This window comes from Halomonas sp. (assembly GCF_033549285.1).
Classification (GTDB): Bacteria; Pseudomonadota; Gammaproteobacteria; order Pseudomonadales; family Halomonadaceae; genus Halomonas.
The window spans coordinates 14,984-35,461 of record NZ_JAWSUJ010000038.1 but is presented as its reverse complement, the minus strand read 5'-3'; the positions used below and the strand labels follow the sequence as shown (position 1 = coordinate 35,461).

Genomic DNA, 20,478 nt, shown 5'->3' with positions numbered 1-20,478 from the left:
CCAGGGTCGCCCCGCAGCCGTGGACGTCGCCGATCAGGTCGTAGCCCTCGAGGCCGCCTTGCATGCTCAGGTCGCTCCTCACGTCAGTCACCCAGGCGATTGCTCCAGCCCAGCTTGCTGCGCAGGACCTCGTAGAAGTTGTGGCCCAGCGGATGGACCAGCTGCACCCGCCGGGGCTTGCGGCGGATCACCAGCACATCGTCGGGCTTGGCTACGGCACGGGTCTGGCCGTCGCAGCTGATATGCGGGTAGGTCTGGTTGGTCTCGCCGATATGGATGCGGATCTCGCTGGCGGCATCGATGACGATGGGGCGGCTCGACAGGGTGTGCGGGAACATCGGCACCAGGGTGATCACGTCGAGCTTGGGGTGCATGATCGGCCCGCCGCCGGAGAGCGCATAGGCCGTGGAACCCGTGGGGGTGGCGATGATCAGGCCGTCGCTGCGCTGGCTGTAGACGAACTGGTCGTCGATGAAGAGCTCGAACTCGATCATGCGCACCGCCTTGCCGGGATGCAGCACGACCTCGTTCAGGGCATCGCCGTTGCCGACCTGGATGTCGTCCCGGTAGAGTTCGGCATCCAGCAGGAAGCGCTCCTCGAGCTCATAGCGGCCCTCGAGCACCTCGCCGACCCGCGCCTCGATCTCGTCGGGGGAGATGTCGGTGAGAAAGCCCAGGCGCCCGCGATTGACGCCCAGCACCAGGGTGCCGCTGTGGCAGAGGGTACGGGCGGCGCCGAGCAGGCTGCCATCGCCGCCGACCACGATCACCAGGTCGCAGAGCTCGCCCAGCAGGCGTCGACTGGCCTCGGGATGGCCATGGTCGAGCAGCACGGTGGCGGTCCTGTCCTCGATGATGACATGGTAGCCACCGGCGTCGAGGAAGCGGATCAGGCGCTTGAGGGTGTCGACCACCTTGGCGCTCCCCAGGCGACCGATCAGACCGATGTTCTTGAAGGTTGGCATGCGCAGGCCTCTCGCTTCGCGGCCGGTCATTATGGCGACTGGCCACGAGGCGGGCAAACGCCGTCAGGCCGCCGCGAGGCGGCGGCGTTTCAGCCACCACTCGTTGAGCACCAGCGAGCCGATGATGATGGCGCCCCCCAGCCCCAGGCGCACGAGGTCGGCATCGCGGTTCCAGATCACCAGGTTGACCAGCAGGCCCGCGGGGATCAGGGCATTGTTCATGATCGCCAGGGCACCGGCATCGACCCGGGTGGCCCCCAGGTTCCAGAGGAAGTAGCCTAGGCCGGAGGCCACCAGCCCCAGCCACAGCAGCACGCCCCACTGGACCCCGGTGGTAGGCAGGGCGGCGGCATTGCCCAGCAGCGCGAAGGCGGGCACGGCCACTGCCAGGGCGCCGAGGTAGAACCAGCCGAACACGCTGTGACGGGGCAGCGAGGCGGGCAGGCTCGCGGAGAGGCGCCGATAGCCCACCTGCCCCAGGGCGAAGCAGAGGTTGGCGCCCTGGACCACCAGGAAACCCGTCCAGAAACCACTGTCGAGGCCCTGGTAGCGGATCACGGCCGCGCCCAGCACCGCCAGCGACGCAGTCACCAGGTAAAAGGGCGTGAAGCGCCCGAAGAGGGCATCGTCGAGCAGGGCGATGTAGATCGGCGTGAAGATGGTGAAGAGCAGCACCTCCGGCACCGATAGCAGCAGGAAGGACTGGTAGAAGAAGATGTACATCATCCCCAGCTGCACCGCCCCCAGCCCCATCAGCGCGAGTCGCTGGCGGCCGCGCAGCAGCGAGGGGCGCAGGAAGGGCAGGAAGACCAGCACCGCCAGCCCGATCCGCATCAGGACCGCGAAGTAGCTGTCCACCTGGCCGGCCAGGTAGACGCCGATCAGCGAGAACGAGAACGCCCAGAGGACGGTGACACCGACGAGAAGGCCCAAGGTCAACTCCTGATGGCAAAGATGGTTGACGCCGATTATACCCGTCGCGCGCGCCGAGCAAAGTCCGTCGGCGTGATCCGCCCCCTTAGCGCGGGGCGCGACGCAGCCACCAGAGCGCGTGCACGACTCCGGGCAGCCACCCCAGCAGGGTCAGCGCCAGGCTGGCCACTACCCGTCCCCCGCCACCCCGCGAGAGGCCGACCGCCAGCGGCGGCAGCAGCACCGCCAGGGCATGCAGGGCAAGGCGCGGCTCGGCAGGCATCGCCTGGCCCTGCCCCTGGTCTGCGTCCTGCCTGGACGATGCCGGTGTCGGGTCGACCCGGACCCGGTCACCCGCCGCCGGGGTGAAGTGCTGAACGGCCTCGTCGGAGTCGTGCTCGAGCGCCCGGCGATGGGCCTCGTGGTCGATCTTCTGGTCGAGTTCCTCGGCCCCTTCGGCCAGGGTCTCGTGGTAGCGCTCCCACTCCTCCCAGTCGAAGGGGGTCCCCGCGCGAGGACGGTGCTCCCCGGCTTCCCGTGCCCGCGACCAGGCCTTCTCCTCCAGGGTATTGGGACGCTCCTGGTCTCGCTCTCCGTCCAGCCCCTTCTTGGCCATGTACTCCCGAGCATCCATGAGACAACTCCCTTGATGGTGGCAGGCCGGCGCCGCGGCCGGCCCGTGTTCCAGAGTGTGCCATATTGGAGCCGGGAACCGGGGTCGGGTTCCTGAACGCTGGCCGAGGCCCTGGCCAGCGTGAAGAAGCGTTGGCGGCGTGCATACCGGAGAGCCCCGCGAGTCGGCTATGCTGGAGGCGAGACACGGCTGCGGCCCGTGCCTGGCATCGCGAACGCTGGCTGCAGCCCAGGCCATTACTGTCCGGCACAAGGAGACACGCCATGCCCAACAAGGCCCCTACCACCGTGCGCGAGATCATGTCCCGCGACTGCTACCGGGTTACCGGCAAGACCTCGGTCTCCACCCTGGCCGAGGGCCTGGCGCTGCATCGGCTGCCCGGGGTGCCCGTGGTCGACGAGCGGGACCACCTGATCGGCTTCATCTCCGAGCAGGACGTGATGGGCAAGGTGCTGGAAAGCTCCTACCTCAACGAGGAACCGCCGCTGGTGCGGGAACTGATGCGCAACGAGGTGCTCTCGGTGCCGCCCAACAAGAGCATCACTGACCTGGCCCAGGAGATGCTCGGCGCCAAGCCCAAGGTCTACCCGGTGGTCGAGCAGGGCCGGCTGGTGGGTATCGTCACGCGCCGCGACGTGCTCAGCGCGCTGCTGCGCATGCGCCACTCCTGACTCCCCTGCTCTGCGCGCCCTGGACACCCGGCCCGGCGCCGGGTGTCGTCGTTTCCAGGATAAGGAGAAGAGAGAGCGACAAAGCAAAGGGGGGCGTCAAAGAAAAGCCGCCCCATGAGGCATGGAGCGGCAAGATCGAAAGTGCAAGCCGAGGCAACAGTGTTAGCGACTGCTATCGCGTTGCTGCCTACGCCCATTCTGACAGCGCCACGCGGAAAAGTTCGTCGGCCGGTAAAAAAATATCGCTGCAGGGACCTACTTCGGGCACCGCAGCCTCTCATGCCCTTCGGCAAGGCAGAGAAAAACAGCGACTTAGCATGAGGGGAGCAAAAAAAGTCCCGGGGCCGCTTGCAAAGGCTAACCGATTGGTTTTACTATCGAAATCGCTTCGCGGGTGTAGCTCAATGGTAGAGCAGAAGCTTCCCAAGCTTAAGACGAGGGTTCGATTCCCTTCACCCGCTCCAGTAGCCATTTAACCTACTGATCTTCAAGATTTTTCCCGCCTTTCATGGGGTTAGGTGCTACAGGAATGGCTACAGAAGTGGCTACACCTGATCCCCGCTCCAGTGCTATCCTCGCCCTACTCGAACACTGGTCGAATAGAGGGCGAACGACATGGCCAGAGGCAAGCCCGCCGACACCCGAAGCCTTCGCCAACGAGGCAACATCTGGTTCATCCAGAAGCGGCTTTCTCCTACCCTCTCCAAGCACCTCGGTAAGAAAATCCTCCAGCAGAGCACCCAGACGGGCGACCTCGATGAAGCCTGTCGGATACGAGACAGAGTGCTGGCCGACCTCGGTGACCTTGAAGCCCAACTGAAGGGGGAAGCCTCGCAGCGCCAGCAGAGGCGCATGTTCCTCCAGGCACGGGACCAGCTCAGGGTGAAGTGGACCCCGAAATTCGGACCAGGCGCTAAGCTCTGATCAGACCGACCAGGAGACCCTGATCATGAGCAAGAAACGTCGGCAGTACAGCAGCGAGTTCAAGGCCAAGGTAGCCCTCGCTGCGCTGAAGGGCGATGAGACCACCTCGGCACTGGCGGCTCGCTTCGAGGTGCACCCGTCCATGGTGAGCCAGTGGAAGCGCGAGCTGCTGGACAACGCCGCCGGTCTCTTCGAGGGCAGCAGCGGCAAGGCCGCTCAGAAGAACCAGGAGGAGATCGATACCCTCTACCGCGAGATCGGCAAGCTGACGGTGGAACGCGATTTTTTATCACGCAGGCTCGATCGTTGAGCCGGGCGCAGCGCCTGGCCATGATCGAGCCGCCATCTTCCGCTACCCCGAGCCTGAGGCGACAGTGTCAGCTGCTGTGCATCAGCCGCTCGTCGCTTTACTACCAGCAGCGCGAGTGGCTGGCCGAGGACTTGGTGCTGATGCGCCTGATCGATGAGCAGCACCTGTTGACGCCGGTCTACGGTTCACGCCGGATGACCGTCCATCTCAACCGGCTGGGCCACCGGGTCAACCGCAAGCGGGTCCGCCGCCTGATGCGTCAGATGGGGCTCCAGGCCGTCTACCCGCGACCACGGACCAGCCTGCCGGGCAAGGGGCACCGCATCTACCCTTACCGGCTACGCGGTCTGATGATCGACCGGCCGAACCAGGTGTGGGCGACCGATATCAGCTACATTCCGCTGGCACGCGGATTCATGTACCTGGTGGCGGTGATGGACTGGCACAGCCGTCGTGTCCTGTCGTGGCGGGTCTCCAACACCTTGGACACGGACTTCTGTGTCGATGCCCTGGAGGAGGCTCTGGCACGTCACGGACCGCCCGAGATCTTCAACACGGATCAGGGGTGCCAGTTCACCAGTCAGGCCTTCACCGGCGTCCTGGAGGCTCACGGCGTGACCATCAGCATGGACGGCAAGGGCTGCTACCGGGACAACATCTTCGTGGAGCGGCTCTGGCGCAGCGTGAAGTACGAGTGCGTCTACCTGAAGGCCTTCAGGGACGGGGCCCACCTGAAGCAGGAACTGGGCAGCTACTTCGCCTGGTACAACCAGGAGCGGCCCCACCAGGGATTGGACGATGCAACACCGGATGAGATGTACTTCCCTCAACCAGTGAAACAGGCGGCCTGACGCCGATGATGATCCGATCCGAGCTTAGATGACCTGTCAGGTGGTCTGAAGGATGGGGTCCACTTTACACCCAACGAAGTCGATAGACCTGCTACAGGCTATCCAGAAGGCTCGTCCCTTGAGCCATCCTTTTCGATCATCACCAGCACATTCTCGAAGGCAGTCGGTCAGACTGGCGGTATCGTCCGTCTGCTGGTCCGTCCGTCTGAAGGGAACCGACTGTCTCCGACAATGAGGACGAATCACTATGCCTACACCGAACCCGACGATTCCACTGACCCACACGCCCACCGATACGGCTGATGGTCTGCACGAGAGTTCCCGTCTAGGAACGAGCCCCGAGACTCCCTCACCGGATCATCCAGTAGAGTCACCCATCGTCCAAATCTGGACAGATGGTGCCTGTAGCAGCAACGGACAGAGTAACCCTCAGGGAGGCTGGGGGGCTGTCCTGTTCAGTCCATCGGCAGGGAGGCGCCTGAAGATCGCCGGTAAGCTCCAGGGTGAGCCGGTGACCAACAATCGAGCCGAGTTGACCGCCGTCATTGAAGCGTTGTCAGCACTGAAGAAGGCGTCAACCGTAGACCTGACCACCGACAGCGAGTATGTCATGAGGGGAGCCAAGGAATGGCTTCACGGTTGGAAACGGAAAGGCTGGAAGACGGCCAGCAAGAAGCCCGTCAAAAATGCCGACCTGTGGCAGCAGCTCGATCAACTGCTGAAGGTCCACTCCGTCCGGTTCCACTGGGTCCGTGGTCACTGTGGACACCCAGAGAATGAACTGGCGGATACCTTGGCGGTGGCTGGCGCTGAGGGTGAGTCAGTGAAGGAGTATGGCTAATCGTTCCCGACCGTCCCTGGTCAGGAGCCATCTTCCTGATGGTGGAAACTCCAGAGCGACTGCCATCAAGACTCCGGGTTCCCGGTCCTTGACCATGACGCATGTTTCGTACTTCCCATGCTGGGCGTAGATTTCAACTGGCGTCATACCCTGAGCCTAGCCGAGCCTGTGAGGCGTTCCGTACGAGATCGGTTCGGCGAACTGTAAGACATCGCTGACACCTCCGTTACGATATTCGATGCCGTACCTAGTCATTTCAGCCACCGCTACCCCATCAGTCTGGAGCCGGTCGAATGCACGGATGACCTTCAGGTTGAAGGCCGGGCTGATCCACATGGCGTATGCGTAGACCAGCTCCTTGACGACGAAGGTGCCGCCGGAGCGACCACGCTTAGAATTGATCGGGTCTAAGGTGTGATTTCCCACCTTTAGCTCATCGATCAGATCGGTAGCCTTGTCATAGCGGAGCCTTTGGCTCGGCTTGTCCTTCGGATCACCCCCGGATGCCTTTTGGAAGTCGTTGAGGTTGTAGCGACCGGCGTCGTCTTGGCGAACTGTCATGTCTGCGACGGTGAGGGTCTGGTTGTTGCTCTCTCGCAAAATCTGACTGGCCATCAAGGCGTTGGTCCTGTCGATGTGCTCATGTGGCGGCTTGGTCGAGGCTGTAACGAGAGCCGATCACGGTGGCAGGAAGTGCGGACACGCAAGGATTCAGTCTGCATGTGATCCATCGACTGGGGGCTTGGTGTCTGACTCCGTGTGGACGCTACAGCGACAGAGGAACGGGACTCCGACCCTCGATGATCTCCCGACGATGTCTGACTAAGTCTCGCACCAACCTACCCCCGGCCATTTTATGGCGCATAACTGAGCCGGTATTGATGTATATAGAGCTTCGCGATTCCCCCATGGTGCCCTTGGAGCTGGAGCCATGGCTGGTCAAGTGATCGACTTTTTGATGGCCACCTGGAGATGAGCAACTGGCTGTCGCATGTTCTCAACGCTGCTCACCGGCTGGTCACCTTGGTGGCCTCACCACAGAGGTTCGCTGGGCTCACCGTGTTGCGTTCAGGGTAAGAAGTTCTGGAGGTTGAGGGTAAGACCGCGAAACAGGCTCACCCTCTTCCGATGCCGGACTTGGTAGGATTTGGCTCTTACCCTTGCCTCTTGGCTGCTCGCTGGACTGTGCTGACACCACACCCGATGATGTCGGCAGTCTTGCGGACGCTGAAGCCTTGCTCTCGAAGCTCTATGATCCTCCGATGTAGTCCTTCGTTCACGGGGCGTCCCTTATAGCGTCCCTGCTCCTTGGCCTTCTCGATGCCCTCAGCCTGACGTCTACGCCTGTCCTCATAGTCCTTCCTAGCGACAGCCGCCAGCATGTCGAGGAGCATGGCATTGACTGCATCGAGCATCCGCCCTGTGAAGTCATCACTGGCATTGACGGTCAGTGCCGTGTGGCTGGTCGGCAGATCGAGAGACACAACCCGAAGACCTGCACTCTGGATGGCAGCCTTGAGCCTGTCCCAATCGCTCTTCGTCAGGCGGGTCAGTCGGTCTACCTGTTCGACAAGGAGGACGTCACCCGGCTGTGCGTCATCGATGAGTCGCGCCAGCTCTGTCCGGTCAGCCCTAGTCCCACTAGCGTTCTCCACATACCACGAGGCAACCCTAGCGCCCTTCTCCTGGGCGAAGCTGGTCAGCGCCTCACGGGCACGGCTGGCGTTCTGGTCATCGGTGGAGGCTCTGAGGTAAGCACGGATGAACATTGCGGTGGCTGCTCCTTTGGCCCTGTGTTCGCTTGGATGTATTCAAAATAAGTGTGCTCGTTTGGGTTGTCAAGACATGGATGTGAACACGGATGAGCACGGTCCTAGTGCGTATTCTATGAGGTACACCCTAATGACACCGAAAAAAGTCGATGAGGATCAGAATCATTCATGCTAATGGAATAGCTTCACTACGATGACATGCTCTATAAAACTGCTACAATCATCCGGTGGCAACTGTAATGCGAAATGCTGGGTGTCATTAGTTACGTAGAGCAGCTTGGCGTTAAGAACCAAGCGCCTCACATATAGCAGGGAGTCATAATAATGAAGGCTAGTACCTTGGTTTTATCTGTAGCAGTGATGTCTTTGACCGCTTGCTCTTCTCTAAAATATGAGCGTAGAGTTGCCGAACTGACAGAAAATCGACAAGACATGAGCAACTGGAACCTGTATCAGGTACGTGCATGGCCGAAAGGCACAATGCCTGAGGATTTCAGCTCACCATCAGATTTTTATACTAAGAAAGTTGAGGCTCAATGCTTAGCGAGTTTCTCCGATGGGGCTAAGAGCATTCAGTCACAACTCAATAACCCGGGAAACGGGCTTGATTACAAGAAATACAAGTTGGCACAAGCTGAAGCCAAGGTGGTTATGGACTATGCTGAGCAGTGTGCTGATGATTTAGGAGCTGATGCTCATTTCAGGCTCGTGCACGAAGAAAAGAATTCTTGGTATGATCTTGAAGGATGGGTGAAGACTAGTCGTTACTACGACAAGTACCGCAAACTAGCTGCCAAAGACTTGGTTAAAGCAAAAGAGCGAGACCGAGAAACCACCGCTACTGTACTAGGTGTCATGGCTGTTGGCGCAGCAGCCATGGCGGCTGGTTATAGTGCTGGTGCAGGTGGCGGAAGTAGTTACGTAAACCCTAATCAGCACTGGGTTTCAGGTTACTACCGTTCAGATGGGACATATGTTCCTGGTCACTGGAGAACTGACCCTAACAGAGTTTGCTATGACAACATTAATGGCTGCCGGTGAGCTGTAGCTTCAGCATCAATGTTACCGAAGCTATAATTTAAATTATGCAACCCTGTGATACACCCTATCCATTTATAGGATTCTGACATGCAACAACTTTCATACTGGCAGACAACGAAAGCCTTCAAAAACATTCAATTATTAAGACCCTGCGCATAGAACCATAACAAACACAAAACTCATGTTCAGCACTGAGGTTATATATATGAAAATAATTGTTGGCTATATTTTCTTGGGGGTGATTTTTATTGCTTCAGGGTGCACTACCATAATAGGCACTGACACTGATTTTAGCAGGTGGACTGGCAGCGACACTTACAGTGGTAATGGAGGGCTATTAGATGAACACGAAGGTGTGGAATTCTGGCGAGCCGGAGCTCCTGAGCGAGAATTTTCAATCGTCGGCATAATTACTCAAAACAAGCGCTCCAGCACTATGCATGATGCAATGTTTGGCAACGTTAACCGTGGCGAAATTATTAGCATAGTGATGAACAACAATGCTGATGGTGTTATAACCACCGATTCGCAGAGATACATCTCAGGATATACCACAACTATACCTCAGAGCATTCCTTCTTCAGCCAACACTAAAGCCAAAATCAGGGAAAACTCTGCCATGATCGTCTTCAAGTACGTAAAGTAAGCTCAAGAACCACCTCTTAATCATTGCGAGTGAGAACTGACTCAAGCTTCCTCACTCGCATCTTATAAGTATCCGAACATCACTCGCTCAGTTTTCGTGCTTTATCTGCAAGTATCCACTCGGCCTGTCCTGGCTTGCGAATCCAGATGTCCCGCCAAGCATTTCTAGCTGTATAATTAGCAACCTTTCTGGCCCATTCAGCTGGAGTAAAGCTTCCATCTTGATCAGTCACTCGCTCATGAGAGATAACCCCATGATACGTACGTCCCTTATAAACCATTTTTACTTCAGCCCCATTCGGGAGAAACAAAGTTTTCCACTGAAAGCCTCGACTGGGATCGCCGTAGGCATGACTATTGGGAGCTTGCTCTTCTTCAAACGCCTTCAGCCCTTCTTCAGTCCAGAAAGATGGGTCCAAGCCATTCACATCTAGAAAACCCTCGACCTGATCAACGGCTAAGATACAAGGGTCAACTTTTCCTCCTGACCGGATCACTATCTTGTCATAGAGGTCTTTGGGGAATGGGATGTAGATAGTCTCCATTCGAATAGCTCCTTTGAGTGATTACAGGAGCAAAGATAGCAATGCCGAAGATAGGCGTCAATAGTTTTTTTAGTAGTGAACATAGCAATGCAACCGCATCCCTGCCTTCTGACGCAAATTGGTGAGCACTGCCATAGCTAAGGCAGAGTCTTCTATCAGGGGTCTCGCAGCTAAAAATATCGACATTTCCAAGAGCTAAGGGATTTCAAATGGTGGACTTTAGTCGGCTACAGAGATGGCTACACTAATGGCTTCAGATGGCTACCAAAAAATTGTAAAATATTGATTATAAAGGCATATTAGAGGATAAAGGCGATTCCCTTCACCCGCTCCAACACGGCGCCATCCAGCATCAACGAACGACCGCCCTCCTCCGCAAGCGCCTGATTCACCTCAAAAGTCTGTCACACAGCGTCAAGACACGTCATCGTGTATGGCTGGGATTCGTGCATGGCATCCTGTATGTTTCGACCACGACTTGGCCTTCTCGCCAGGGATGCAGCGAACCTCCAACAAGCGCCGACGTCGTCTTGCTATCGTCCATTAGCCGAGAGCATCTCAGGTCTGTTGGCGCCGATGGCCGCCACACCACCATCAGCCCTGGGCTCTGACATATCCTGCATCACCGGGCCCGGCAGCGACCGGGCCCGACCATCCGGAGTCGCGACCCATGGCCCTGTTCCTGCTGGTCCTCGCCGTCTGCCTGGCCATCTTCGGCGGCATGATCGCCCTGCTGATGCTGTCAGGCACCCCGCGCTATCGCACCGAGCCCGAGCACCTGCTGGAGCTTTTCGACAAGGCTCTGGAGAGTCGCGTCGGCGAGACCGAATGGAACGCCATCATCGGCTACACGATCCGCCATGACGACTACCTGGACGGGATCCGGCGCCGCGCCCAGCGTCTGATGGACGAGCACGGGCGCCATGGCCGCGTAACCCGCGGCAAGGCGCTGCTCGACGCCTCCGGCCAGGAGGAGCTCGCGGCCCTGCGCGACCACCTGGCGGCGCATACCTCGCTGCAGCGCCGCCAGGACTGAGCCCAGCGTTGAAGAGCCATCCGACAGAGTGTGGTGTCATGTCCCTGACATGCCCAGCCGGAGGCCGTCCATGACCAGTGCCATCCGCCAGATCCCCCTCGACACCGCGATCCACCATCATGCCCACGATTTCCACCAGATCGTGATCGGCCTGCGCGGCGAGGCGGAATTCGAGATCGAGGGGTTGGGAGGTTCCATCTCGGCCTTCTCGGGATGCATCGTGCCGGCCAACCACATGCACTACTACGCCGGGACCGGCGACAACCGCCAGCTGATCCTCGACCTGCCCTGCGATGCCTTTGCGGTCACCGGGCATCACCACGAGCTGGTGCACCTGTTCGATGCCCCGCGCTTCTTCGCGCTCGACACCTCGCTGCGCCACTACCTGGACTTCCTGCTCCACGAGCTCAGCCTGCTCTCGCGCCAGGCGCCCATCGATCCCATCCACAACGAGCGCCTGGCCGGCACCCTGCTGGGCTCCCTGCATGCCCGGCTGGCCACCGAGCCGCCGGCACCGGGACGCCCCCTCGACCTCGCCGCCCTCGACCGCTTCATCGACCGCCACCTGGGTAGCCGACTGCGCGTCGCCGACCTGGCTGCCGAGGCCTGCCTGAGCGAGGCGCACTTCAGGGAGCGCTTTCGTCAACGCACGGGGCTCTCCCCCTGGCAGTACGTCATGCGCCGCCGGCTCGAGTGCGCCCGCCAGATGCTCCAGCAGAGCCACCTGCCGCTCTCCGAGATCGCTGCCCTGACCGGCTTCACCAGCCAGAGCGCCCTCTCCCGGGCCTGCCGCCAGGCCTTCGGCCATCCCCCCAGCCAGCTGCGACGCGCCCGGAGCCAACGGCTCGCCTCGCAGGCCCCATGCCGTTAGACGAAGGTCGAAATTTCAACCCTCCCGCGGCCAAAAACCGTGGAAACGTGAAAACAGGCCGGGAAATCGACAAGCAGGACACTGCGCGCCGCCCTACCCTCAGGGAATGCCCCGCGACCGCCTGCGACCCTGCGCCGCAGCGGCCGGGCCCTGCCCTCTGACGACGGGTGACAACCGGGGGACCTAGATGCTCAACGCCCACACCATGCTCGACGCCAACACCTGGCGCCAGGAACTCGACACTCTCTTCGCGCGCATCAGTGACCACTACGTGATCGACGAGGATGCCTTCGTCGGCGAACTGGTCAAGGTTCTCGATGCCAACAGCGAGGACTTCCGGCGCATCGCCGGCAAGACCGCCGAGCTGGTGCGCGAGGTCCGCGAGATGGATACCGCCGTCGACACCATCGACGAGCTGCTTCAGCAGTACAGCCTCGACACCCACGAGGGGCTGATGCTGATGTGCCTGGCCGAGGCAATGTTGCGCATTCCCGACAAGGCCACCGCCGATGCCCTGATCGAGGACAAGCTGGGCCCGGCCGACTGGCAGGCCCACGTCGGCAAGAGCGAGTCCTGGATGGTCAACGCCTCCACCTGGGGGCTGCTGATGACCGGGCGCGTGGTGACCATGGACAAGCCCCGCGAGGGCAAGCCCTCGACCTTCATCAACAAGATGGTCAACCGCATGGGCGAGCCGGTGATCCGCCGCGCCATGGTTGAGGCCATGAAGATCATGGGCAAGCAGTTCGTGCTCGGCCGTGATATCGACGAGGCGCTGAAGCGCTCGAAGCCGCTGTTCGACAAGGGCTACACCTACTCCTACGACATGCTGGGCGAGGCCGCCCGCACCCGGGCCGACGCCAGGCGCTATTTCGACGACTATGCCCGCGCCATCGAGCAGGTCGGCAAGACCAGCAGGGCGCTGTCGTCGAAGACGCCTTCGCCCTCGATCTCCATCAAGCTCTCGGCCCTGCACCCGCGCTACGAGTTCGGCCGCCGCGAGCAGGTGCTGCGCGAGCTGGTCGGCAGCGTGCGCGAGCTCGCCGCCATGGCCCGCGAGCGTGACGTCGCGGTGACCATCGATGCCGAGGAGGTCGACCGCCTGGAGATCTCCCTGGAGGTGTTCCGCGCCGTCTACGAGAGCGAGACCTGCAAGGGCTGGGGCCACTTCGGCCTGGTGGTCCAGGCCTACTCCAAGCGCGCCCTGCCGGTGCTGCACTACCTCAACCGCCTGGCCGAGTCCCAGGGCGACGAGATCCCGCTGCGCCTGGTCAAGGGCGCCTACTGGGATACCGAGATCAAGGAGTCCCAGCAGCTCGGCGTCGATGGCTACCCGGTCTTCACCCGCAAGGCCTCCACCGACGTCGCCTACCTGGTCTGCGCCCGCTTCCTGCTCTCGGACGCGACCCGCGGGCGCATCTTCCCGCAGTTCGCCACCCACAACGCCCATACCATCAGCACCATCCTCGAGCAGGCCAACGAAGCCACCCGGGCCTTCGAGTTCCAGCGCCTGCACGGCATGGGCGAGGCGCTCTATGATGCCGCCCTCAAGCGCGCCCCCGAAGGGACATACTGCCGCATCTATGCGCCGGTGGGGGCCCACAAGGACCTGCTGCCCTACCTGGTGCGTCGCCTGCTAGAGAACGGCGCCAACTCCTCCTTCGTGCACCAGCTGGTGGATCCCAAGGTGCCGGTGGAGTCGCTCTGCGTGCACCCGGTGGAGACCCTGCGCCAGTACGGCAGCTATGCGAACCCGCAGATCCCCCTGCCGGCCGACATCTATGGCCCCGGGCGTCGTAACTCCCGTGGCTTCGACCTCAACATCCGCAGCCAGTACCAGCCGCTGATGGAGGCCATGGCGAAGACCATGGACAAGACCTGGCAGGCCGGCCCCCTGCTGGCCTTCGAGGTGAAGACCGACCCGGCCAATACCCATGAGGTCACCTGCCCCTACGACCGCCGTCGCCAGGCCGGCACCATCCAGTGGACCACCCGGGAGCAGGCCGGCAAGGCCCTCGACGCCGCCTGGGCCGCCTTCCCGCGCTGGGAGGCCACGCCGGTGGCCGAGCGCGCCGCCATCGTGCGCCGCCTCGGCGACCTGATGGAAGAGCACATGGCCGAGCTGATGACGCTCTGCTCCCGGGAGGGCGGCAAGCTGCTCACCGACGGCATCGACGAGGTGCGCGAGGCGGTGGACTTCTGCCGCTACTATGCCATGAAGGCCGAGGAACTCTTCGCCGAACCGACCCGCCTGCCCGGGCCGACCGGCGAATCCAACGACCTGATGATGGGGGGCAAGGGGGTGTTCGCCGCCATCAGCCCCTGGAACTTCCCGGTGGCGATCTTCTGCGGCCAGCTGGTCGCCGCCGCCGTGGCCGGCAACACCGTGCTCGCCAAGCCCGCCGAGCAGACCTCGCTGATCGCCCATCGGGTGATCGAGCTGCTCTTTGAAGCCGGCATGCCCCGAGACGTGGTGCAGCTGCTGCCCGGCGACGGCCCCACCGTGGGCAGCGTGCTGACCAGCGACCCGCGCATCACCGGGGTCGTGTTCACCGGTGGCACCGACACCGCCCAGATCATCAACCGCGCCCTGGCCGCGCGCGACAATGCCCCGCTGCCCACGCTGATCGCCGAGACCGGCGGCATGAACGCCATGATCGTCGATTCCACCGCCCTGCCCGAGCAGGTGGTGGTGGACGCGGTCCGTTCGGCCTTCCAGAGTGCCGGTCAGCGCTGCTCGGCCTTGCGGGTGCTCTACCTCCAGGAGGACGTGGCCGATCGGGTCATCGAGATCCTCAAGGGCGCCATGGACGAGTTGCAGGTCGGCGATCCCCGCGACCTGGGGACGGACGTGGGCCCGGTGATCGACGAGGACGCCCGCCAGGGACTCACCGCCCATATCGACAGGCTCAAGGGCGAGGGTCGCCTGGTGGCCGAGACACGGCTCGATCCGGCACACACCGCCGACGGCACCTTCGTCGCGCCGGTGGCCTTCGAGATCGACGGTATCGAGGCGCTGGAGCGCGAGCAGTTCGGCCCTGTACTGCACATCGTGCGCTACAAGGCCAGCGAGATCGACCGGGTGGTCGACGCCATCAACGGGCGAGGCTATGGCCTGACCTTCGGCGTGCACAGCCGCAACGAATCCTTCGCCGAGGAAATCGCCCGGAAGGTTCGTGTTGGCAATGTCTACGTCAACCGCAATATCATCGGTGCCGTGGTCGGCGTTCAGCCATTCGGCGGCCAGGGGCTCTCCGGCACCGGACCCAAGGCCGGCGGGCCGCACTACCTGCTGCGATTCGCCACCGAGAAGACAGTGACCGTCAATACCGCCGCCCTGGGTGGCAATGCGTCACTGCTTGCGCTGGGAGACGAGTGAACCTCACTCATCATCAACAAGAAACTGAAGGAACCCCCTCATGATGGAAAACAATGCCACCAACGGCCTCACGCTAGCGCCTGGCCCGATCGTGGTGCTCGCCACCAGTGTTCTGGCCGGCATGCCTACCAACAAGATGTCGGAGCTATATCCGACCCAATAAACGGGAGAAGTTTCTATGGCTACTGGCGTTTGGATCAGTCTCTTCGCTTACTTTGCGCTCATGATCGCCATCGGCTTTTATGCCATGCGCAAGTCCACCTCCACCTCTGAGGATTACATGCTGGGTGGCCGACAGCTCAGTCCACAAGTGGCGGCCCTGTCGGCCGGCGCTTCGGACATGAGCGGCTGGTTGCTGCTGGGCCTCCCCGGGGCGATGTTCGTATCGGGGCTGGGGTCTGCCTGGATCGGTATCGGCCTGCTCGTGGGTGCGTTCTTCAACTGGACGCTGGTCGCACCTCGCCTTCGCGAGCAGACGCTTCACTACAATGATGCGATCACCATTCCGGAATTCCTGGGAAACCGGTTCCCGACTCAGGCCATTCCGCTGAGAACGGTATCCGCTATCGTCATCGTGATCTTCTTCGCGGTGTACACGGCATCCGGCCTGGTGGCAGGCGGCAAGCTGTTCGAAAGCGCGTTTGCCGGCGTTCTCAACATTGGTGGCATGAGCGATTACGCGTCGGGCGTCGTCATCACCCTGGGCGTGGTGCTCGTGTACACGGTGGTGGGCGGCTTTTTGGCCGTGAGCATGACGGACTTCGTGCAGGGCTGCATCATGATGCTGGCCCTGGTGATCATGCCGGCGGTGGTGCTCTTTGGCGAAGGTGGCGGCGGTTTCTCCCAGGCCTCACAGACCCTAAATGAGGTCGATCCCACGCTGCTGTCGTGGACGGAGGGACTGACCATTGTCGGCTGGCTCTCTGCAGTGACCTGGGGTCTGGGGTACTTCGGGCAGCCGCACATCATCGTGCGCTTCATGGCCATCCGGTCCCAGAAGGATGTTCCCATTGCCCGTAACATCGGCATGAGCTGGATGCTCATCTCCCTGATCGGTGCGATCTCTCTTGGCATCTTCGGGCGTGCCTATGCAGTCCGCAACGGCATGAATGTCGAGGATCCGGAAACGATCTTCATCATCCTGGCGAACCTGCTGTTCCATCCGCTGGTCACCGGCTTCCTCTATGCGGCACTGCTGGCGGCGATCATGAGTACCATTTCCAGCCAGCTTCTGGTGTCGTCCTCCTCACTGACCGAAGACTTCTATCGCCTGTTCCTGCGCAAGAAGGCGACAGAGAAGGAGGTCGTCGCCGTTGGCCGGATCAGCGTCGTTGTGGTGGGCCTTGTGGCCGCCGTCATTGCGTCCGATCCGACCTCTCAGGTTCTGGGGCTGGTCAGTAATGCCTGGGCCGGCTTCGGTGCAGCGTTCGGCCCGCTGATCATCCTGTCGCTGATGTGGTCGCGCACCAACGGCGCTGGCGCCCTCGCGGGCATGGTGGTGGGTGCGCTCACCGTCATGCTCTGGATCTCGCTGGGCTGGAACGGCTCGTTCATGGGGGGACCCGGCGTGTACGAGATCATTCCTGGCTTCATCGCAGCCTTCATCGCCATCCTGGTGGTGAGCAGCGTGACTGCCGACGCCGGCGAGTACCAGCAGATCAGTCGCTGACTGGCCGCGAGAGCGCGTCTAACGCACTGAAGGTCGTGAAAGGGCTCCTGCGGGAGCCCTTGCCGTTATCGGGCGCCAGGCATCGCGGTCCGCGACTGGCTGGGGCACACGCAGGAAAGCCGCCCAAAGGGCGGCTTTCCTCGTTTCCGGCTGTCCACCAGCTTGCCGGCGGCACCCTCCCCGGCCGGGTCAGGCGATGACCGCCCGCACCAGCAGCACCAGGGTGAAGGCGCCGAGCGCCGCCAGGCTCCAGGGGGGCGTGGTCATCCGCCGCAACCAGGGCCGACGCGCCTCCAGCCCCATGGCCGCCATGAAGGCCGCGCCCAGCGCCCAGACGCCGAGTCCGATCAGTGGCAGGCGCAGTCCCATCGGCAGCGTGCTGATCAGGGCGGGCTGCCACAGCAGCCACAGCGCAAGCGCCGCCGCCAGCAGCATCGCCCCCAGGGTCACGCCGGGCAGGCGTCGACGTGTATTGGTCTCCATCTCGGCTCTCCTTGTCGCCTGCCCCCAGTCAAGACGATTCACGGCAAGGACGCGAGCCCCAGGCGCGACCTGCCGGCAATTTCTTGTACAGGTGTTGCATGACGAAGACGGTGGCGTCGCCCAGCCGCGACGGATTTATGCTGATAACGCCTTATCTTATCGGCTATCGAAGCCATGACAATTTTTTACAAGACTTGTAGAAACGCCGTTTCCTATAATCGTTCCCGAGAGAGGCCATCCGGCACTGCGCTCCCTTAAGGACTTCAGGCGCAGTACACCAGGAAAGGGAGGATTCATCCCATGCGCAAGACACGACTGATCCCCGCCATCGCCCTCGCCGCCGGCTGCAGCTTCGCCAGCCAGGCGGCCCTGGCCTATGGCGCCGGCGACATCTTCGTCCGCGGCGGCATCGCCAAGACGGAACCCGAAGGCTCCGACAACGGCAACCTCGGCGGCAGCGAGCTGACCATCGAGGGCGAGCGCGGCTTCACCTACGGGTTCGGCTACCTGTTCACCGACAGGCTCGGCGTCGAGCTCAACGGCAGCGAAGAGTTCGAGCATGGCCTGACCCTGGACGGCGCATCGGTAGGCAGCGTCGATCGTATGCCCGTCAACCTGATGGCCAACTACTACCCGCTGGGCGGCCTCGACTCCCCCGTCCAGCCCTATGCCGGCGTGGGCCTCAACTACACCCGCTTCTCCGGCGAACCCAGTGGTCTCGACGTCGAGAGCTCCTATGGCGCCGTGGGCCAGCTCGGCGTCGACCTCGCCGTGACCCGTAACCTGATGCTCAACGGCTTCGCCAACTATGCCGACGTCAGCGCCGACATCGAGTCGGGGGGCGCGCAGATCGGCGAAGCCGAGGTCGACCCGGTGACCGTCGGGGGCGGCGTGACCTACCGCTTCTGAGCGACGATACCCACGCCATCCCACAGGACGCCGGGCCATGGGCCCGGCGTCCTGTTGCGAGGCCCTTCATGGCAATGACGCCCGACTCTTGCGCTGGATCAATAATGTCTCCGCACGCCCGCGATAGACTGCCGGCATGTTCCATTGCGGCAAGAGGCCGCACCCTCATCATCAGGAGTCGACCCATGCGCAAGACCGCCCTCCCCACCCTGCTCGCCGCCGGCATCGCGGCGGCCGCCTTCACCGCCAGCACCCAGGCCTTCGCCTACGGCGCCGGCGACTTCTTTACCCGCGTGGGCGTGGCCAAGGTCGAGCCCAAGAGCGACAACGGTGAACTCACCGCTGACAATCTGGAAATCGACGTCGAGGACGATAGCGCCTTTGCCTTTACCCTGGGCTATCGCTTCACCGACAAGCTGGGCGTGGAGCTGCTGGCTGCCGAGCCCTTCGACCACAACTTCAGCATCGCCGACGGGGCTCTGACTGGCTCCACCGACCATCTGCCGCCGACCCTGACCCTGCAGTACTACCCGCTGGGCGGCACCGCGGCCCGCGTCCAGCCCTATGCCGGCATCGGCGTCAACTACACCACCTTCTCCGATGAAGAGATCAGTAATGGTGCCGACCTGGAGCTGGATGACTCCTGGGGGGCGGCCGGCCAGCTGGGCGTCGACCTGCTGATCGACGACCACTGGGCGCTCAACGCCGCCGCCTGGTACCTGGATATCGATACCGATGCCAGCCTGGGGGGCAACGACATCGGCACGGTCGAGATCGACCCGGTGGTGGTGATGGCGGGCCTCAGCTTCCGCTTCTGATCACACAGCCCCACGCGACGAGGCCCGCCATTCGGCGGGCCTCGTCGCGTTCGGCAGCCTGCAGCAGGTTAGCGAGGCGAGTGGCGCGCGAGCCCCAGCGCCGCCAGGGTCGCCTCGTCGAGCCCGGCGACGGCCTCCACCGCCGAGAGGCGTGCATGGTAGGCGGCACTGAGGAAGGGCTCCCCGGCCAACAGGTGCTCGAGGTACTCCCGCGCCGGGCGCAGCGCCTCGGCGGTGGTGCCCGGCGCGGCGATATAGACCCAGGCCTCGATGCCTCCCTCGCGGGTCGCCACCGGCAGGCGCAGACGGTCGTACTCGTTCGGGTAGCCCTCGAAGGGATCCATGCGCCGGATCTGCCCGGGATCCCCGAGCTCGAACAGCGCTCCCTCCACGCGCTCGCCCGGCCGGGGCACCACGTTGGCGTGGGCGATGCCCGCCACCCGGGAGGCCTTGTCGAAGCGCAGCGCATGGTCATGCAGCACGCCGGCCAGCACCCGGCGGGTGGGGCCGATGCGTGCCGCGACCCGCGCGGGGTTCATGTTGCTGCCATAGGCAAAGTAGTAGGGCATCTCAGGATTCCGGCGACATCAGTTCTCGGTGACCAGGCGGTCGATCTCCTCGATCACCTTGCACAACAGCAGCCGGTCGCTGGCCCGCGCCCCCTCCTGCTGCAGCCAGGCGTCCACCGCGGGGGCGACGTCGCAGGTTTCCGGCATCGGCGAGCGCGACTCGACCAGGGCCTCCAGGCGCACGATGAACACGAAGCGCAGCCACTGGGGCAGCGTCATGGTGTCGATGCAGAACGGCTGGACGCTGCGGTAGGCGTCCGGCTCGGGTCGCTCCATGCGCCACAGGCTGGCGGCCTTCATGGTGGCCTCGAGCTCGCGCAGGGCGGTGCCGAGTTCGTCGTGAACGGTCATGGGCAGTCTCTTCGGTGCATGTACGGCCATTATCCCCGTTCGGCCCCGCCGCTGGCCACCCCGCGACGCCCTCCACCGCCCCGACAGCCCTCTTGTGCACAGTGCACAGATATCCTGAACGGGCCTGTGGATAAACACTGGAAAGGTCTCTCCTGGCCGCTTCCCATGGGCCATGGGGCAGAGTGGTCAACAACTGACCAACGACGGATCGCCACAAGGCCCTTCTCGGCGGCTGACAGCACCCCGGCACCGCGGTAGAGTGCACGGTTCCTGACCCGGAGA

22 protein-coding genes and 1 tRNA gene are annotated in these 20,478 nt (G+C 62.4%); 14 read left to right on the top strand and 9 right to left on the bottom strand.

Translation table 11 applies throughout. From position 1 onward, the window contains the following. Nucleotides 1-83 precede the first annotated feature (83 nt). The 3 genes from SCI24_RS10490 to SCI24_RS10480 form a co-directional block, all read right to left on the bottom strand. Nucleotides 84-965 carry an NAD(+) kinase gene (locus SCI24_RS10490; RefSeq protein ID WP_318725316.1) on the bottom strand — a complete coding sequence of 294 codons (882 nt, stop codon included), beginning with the start codon at nucleotides 963-965 and terminating at the stop codon, nucleotides 84-86. 63 nt (nucleotides 966-1,028) lie between these two features. After that, nucleotides 1,029-1,898, bottom strand: coding sequence for an EamA family transporter (locus SCI24_RS10485; RefSeq protein WP_318725315.1), 870 nt, complete (start codon nucleotides 1,896-1,898; stop codon nucleotides 1,029-1,031). 85 nt (nucleotides 1,899-1,983) lie between these two features. Beyond that, the gene (locus SCI24_RS10480; protein ID WP_318725314.1) at nucleotides 1,984-2,511 is read right to left on the bottom strand and encodes a YqaE/Pmp3 family membrane protein; all 528 of its coding nucleotides are present in this window, start codon (nucleotides 2,509-2,511) and stop codon (nucleotides 1,984-1,986) included. Nucleotides 2,512-2,774: 263 nt separating this feature from the next. Between SCI24_RS10480 and SCI24_RS10475 the strand changes: the two genes are divergently transcribed. The 5 genes from SCI24_RS10475 (at nucleotide 2,775) to rnhA (ending at nucleotide 6,108) form a co-directional block, all read left to right on the top strand. Then, entirely contained in the window at nucleotides 2,775-3,182 is a 408-nt protein-coding gene (locus SCI24_RS10475) for a CBS domain-containing protein (protein ID WP_318725313.1), read from the top strand. 390 nt (nucleotides 3,183-3,572) lie between these two features. Then, nucleotides 3,573-3,646: transfer RNA gene (locus SCI24_RS10470), tRNA-Gly, on the top strand. A gap of 151 nt (nucleotides 3,647-3,797) precedes the next feature. Further along, entirely contained in the window at nucleotides 3,798-4,106 is a 309-nt protein-coding gene (locus SCI24_RS10465) for a hypothetical protein (RefSeq protein WP_318725312.1), read from the top strand. A gap of 25 nt (nucleotides 4,107-4,131) precedes the next feature. Further along, nucleotides 4,132-5,267 (top strand): IS3 family transposase gene (locus SCI24_RS10460; protein WP_412929521.1). Its coding sequence is split into 2 segments (ribosomal slippage): nucleotides 4,132-4,414 and nucleotides 4,414-5,267, totalling 1,137 coding nucleotides; the frame shifts between segments, so codons are not numbered across the junction. Between the two features lie 247 nt (nucleotides 5,268-5,514). Then, complete coding sequence (gene rnhA / locus SCI24_RS10455; RefSeq protein WP_318725310.1) at nucleotides 5,515-6,108, top strand: ribonuclease HI; 594 nt, start codon at nucleotides 5,515-5,517, stop codon at nucleotides 6,106-6,108. Between the two features lie 156 nt (nucleotides 6,109-6,264). Here the strand turns inward: rnhA and SCI24_RS10450 are convergent, their stop codons facing one another. Then, nucleotides 6,265-6,723, bottom strand: coding sequence for a KilA-N domain-containing protein (locus SCI24_RS10450; RefSeq protein ID WP_318725309.1), 459 nt, complete (start codon nucleotides 6,721-6,723; stop codon nucleotides 6,265-6,267). A gap of 539 nt (nucleotides 6,724-7,262) precedes the next feature. After that, the gene (locus tag SCI24_RS10445) at nucleotides 7,263-7,877 is read right to left on the bottom strand and encodes a recombinase family protein (protein WP_318725308.1); all 615 of its coding nucleotides are present in this window, start codon (nucleotides 7,875-7,877) and stop codon (nucleotides 7,263-7,265) included. A 327-nt stretch (nucleotides 7,878-8,204) separates the two neighbouring features. Between SCI24_RS10445 and SCI24_RS10440 the strand changes: the two genes are divergently transcribed. Both SCI24_RS10440 and SCI24_RS10435 read left to right on the top strand, forming a co-directional pair. Continuing rightward, nucleotides 8,205-8,921, top strand: coding sequence for a hypothetical protein (locus SCI24_RS10440; protein WP_318725307.1), 717 nt, complete (start codon nucleotides 8,205-8,207; stop codon nucleotides 8,919-8,921). Nucleotides 8,922-9,126: 205 nt separating this feature from the next. Next, nucleotides 9,127-9,567 (top strand): hypothetical protein, encoded by a 441-nt coding sequence (locus SCI24_RS10435; RefSeq protein WP_318725306.1) that lies wholly within the window; start codon nucleotides 9,127-9,129, stop codon nucleotides 9,565-9,567. Between the two features lie 79 nt (nucleotides 9,568-9,646). On the opposite strand, the gene SCI24_RS10430 is transcribed toward SCI24_RS10435, so the two are convergent. Further along, the gene (locus SCI24_RS10430; RefSeq protein WP_318725305.1) at nucleotides 9,647-10,111 is read right to left on the bottom strand and encodes a hypothetical protein; all 465 of its coding nucleotides are present in this window, start codon (nucleotides 10,109-10,111) and stop codon (nucleotides 9,647-9,649) included. A 670-nt stretch (nucleotides 10,112-10,781) separates the two neighbouring features. Here SCI24_RS10430 and SCI24_RS10425 point away from each other — a divergent pair. The 5 genes from SCI24_RS10425 (at nucleotide 10,782) to putP (ending at nucleotide 17,066) form a co-directional block, all read left to right on the top strand. Next, nucleotides 10,782-11,147 carry a hypothetical protein gene (locus SCI24_RS10425; RefSeq protein ID WP_318725304.1) on the top strand — a complete coding sequence of 122 codons (366 nt, stop codon included), beginning with the start codon at nucleotides 10,782-10,784 and terminating at the stop codon, nucleotides 11,145-11,147. Nucleotides 11,148-11,217: 70 nt separating this feature from the next. Further along, nucleotides 11,218-12,018, top strand: coding sequence for an AraC family transcriptional regulator (locus tag SCI24_RS10420; RefSeq protein WP_318725303.1), 801 nt, complete (start codon nucleotides 11,218-11,220; stop codon nucleotides 12,016-12,018). Nucleotides 12,019-12,205: 187 nt separating this feature from the next. Then, complete coding sequence (putA, locus tag SCI24_RS10415) at nucleotides 12,206-15,397, top strand: bifunctional proline dehydrogenase/L-glutamate gamma-semialdehyde dehydrogenase PutA (protein ID WP_318725302.1); 3,192 nt, start codon at nucleotides 12,206-12,208, stop codon at nucleotides 15,395-15,397. 40 nt (nucleotides 15,398-15,437) lie between these two features. Beyond that, nucleotides 15,438-15,560, top strand: a complete 123-nt coding sequence (locus tag SCI24_RS10410; protein ID WP_318725301.1) for a hypothetical protein — start codon at nucleotides 15,438-15,440, stop codon at nucleotides 15,558-15,560. A gap of 15 nt (nucleotides 15,561-15,575) precedes the next feature. Continuing rightward, nucleotides 15,576-17,066 (top strand): sodium/proline symporter PutP, encoded by a 1,491-nt coding sequence (gene putP, locus SCI24_RS10405; RefSeq protein WP_318725300.1) that lies wholly within the window; start codon nucleotides 15,576-15,578, stop codon nucleotides 17,064-17,066. A gap of 189 nt (nucleotides 17,067-17,255) precedes the next feature. Here the strand turns inward: putP and SCI24_RS10400 are convergent, their stop codons facing one another. Further along, nucleotides 17,256-17,549, bottom strand: coding sequence for a hypothetical protein (locus SCI24_RS10400; protein ID WP_318725299.1), 294 nt, complete (start codon nucleotides 17,547-17,549; stop codon nucleotides 17,256-17,258). A 300-nt stretch (nucleotides 17,550-17,849) separates the two neighbouring features. Between SCI24_RS10400 and SCI24_RS10395 the strand changes: the two genes are divergently transcribed. Together SCI24_RS10395 and SCI24_RS10390 are read left to right on the top strand one after the other, a co-directional pair. Further along, a complete protein-coding gene (locus SCI24_RS10395) occupies nucleotides 17,850-18,458 on the top strand; it encodes an OmpW/AlkL family protein (protein WP_318725298.1) in 609 nt (202 codons plus the stop codon). Nucleotides 18,459-18,643: 185 nt separating this feature from the next. Next, on the top strand, nucleotides 18,644-19,276 hold the full coding sequence (locus SCI24_RS10390) for an OmpW/AlkL family protein (protein WP_318725297.1): 633 nt from the start codon (nucleotides 18,644-18,646) through the stop codon (nucleotides 19,274-19,276). A 68-nt stretch (nucleotides 19,277-19,344) separates the two neighbouring features. Here SCI24_RS10390 and SCI24_RS10385 read toward each other — a convergent pair whose 3' ends face one another. After that, nucleotides 19,345-19,845 (bottom strand): gamma-glutamylcyclotransferase family protein, encoded by a 501-nt coding sequence (locus SCI24_RS10385; RefSeq protein ID WP_318725296.1) that lies wholly within the window; start codon nucleotides 19,843-19,845, stop codon nucleotides 19,345-19,347. A gap of 18 nt (nucleotides 19,846-19,863) precedes the next feature. Further along, nucleotides 19,864-20,196 (bottom strand): YqcC family protein, encoded by a 333-nt coding sequence (locus SCI24_RS10380; RefSeq protein ID WP_318725295.1) that lies wholly within the window; start codon nucleotides 20,194-20,196, stop codon nucleotides 19,864-19,866. Nucleotides 20,197-20,478: the final 282 nt, after the last annotated feature.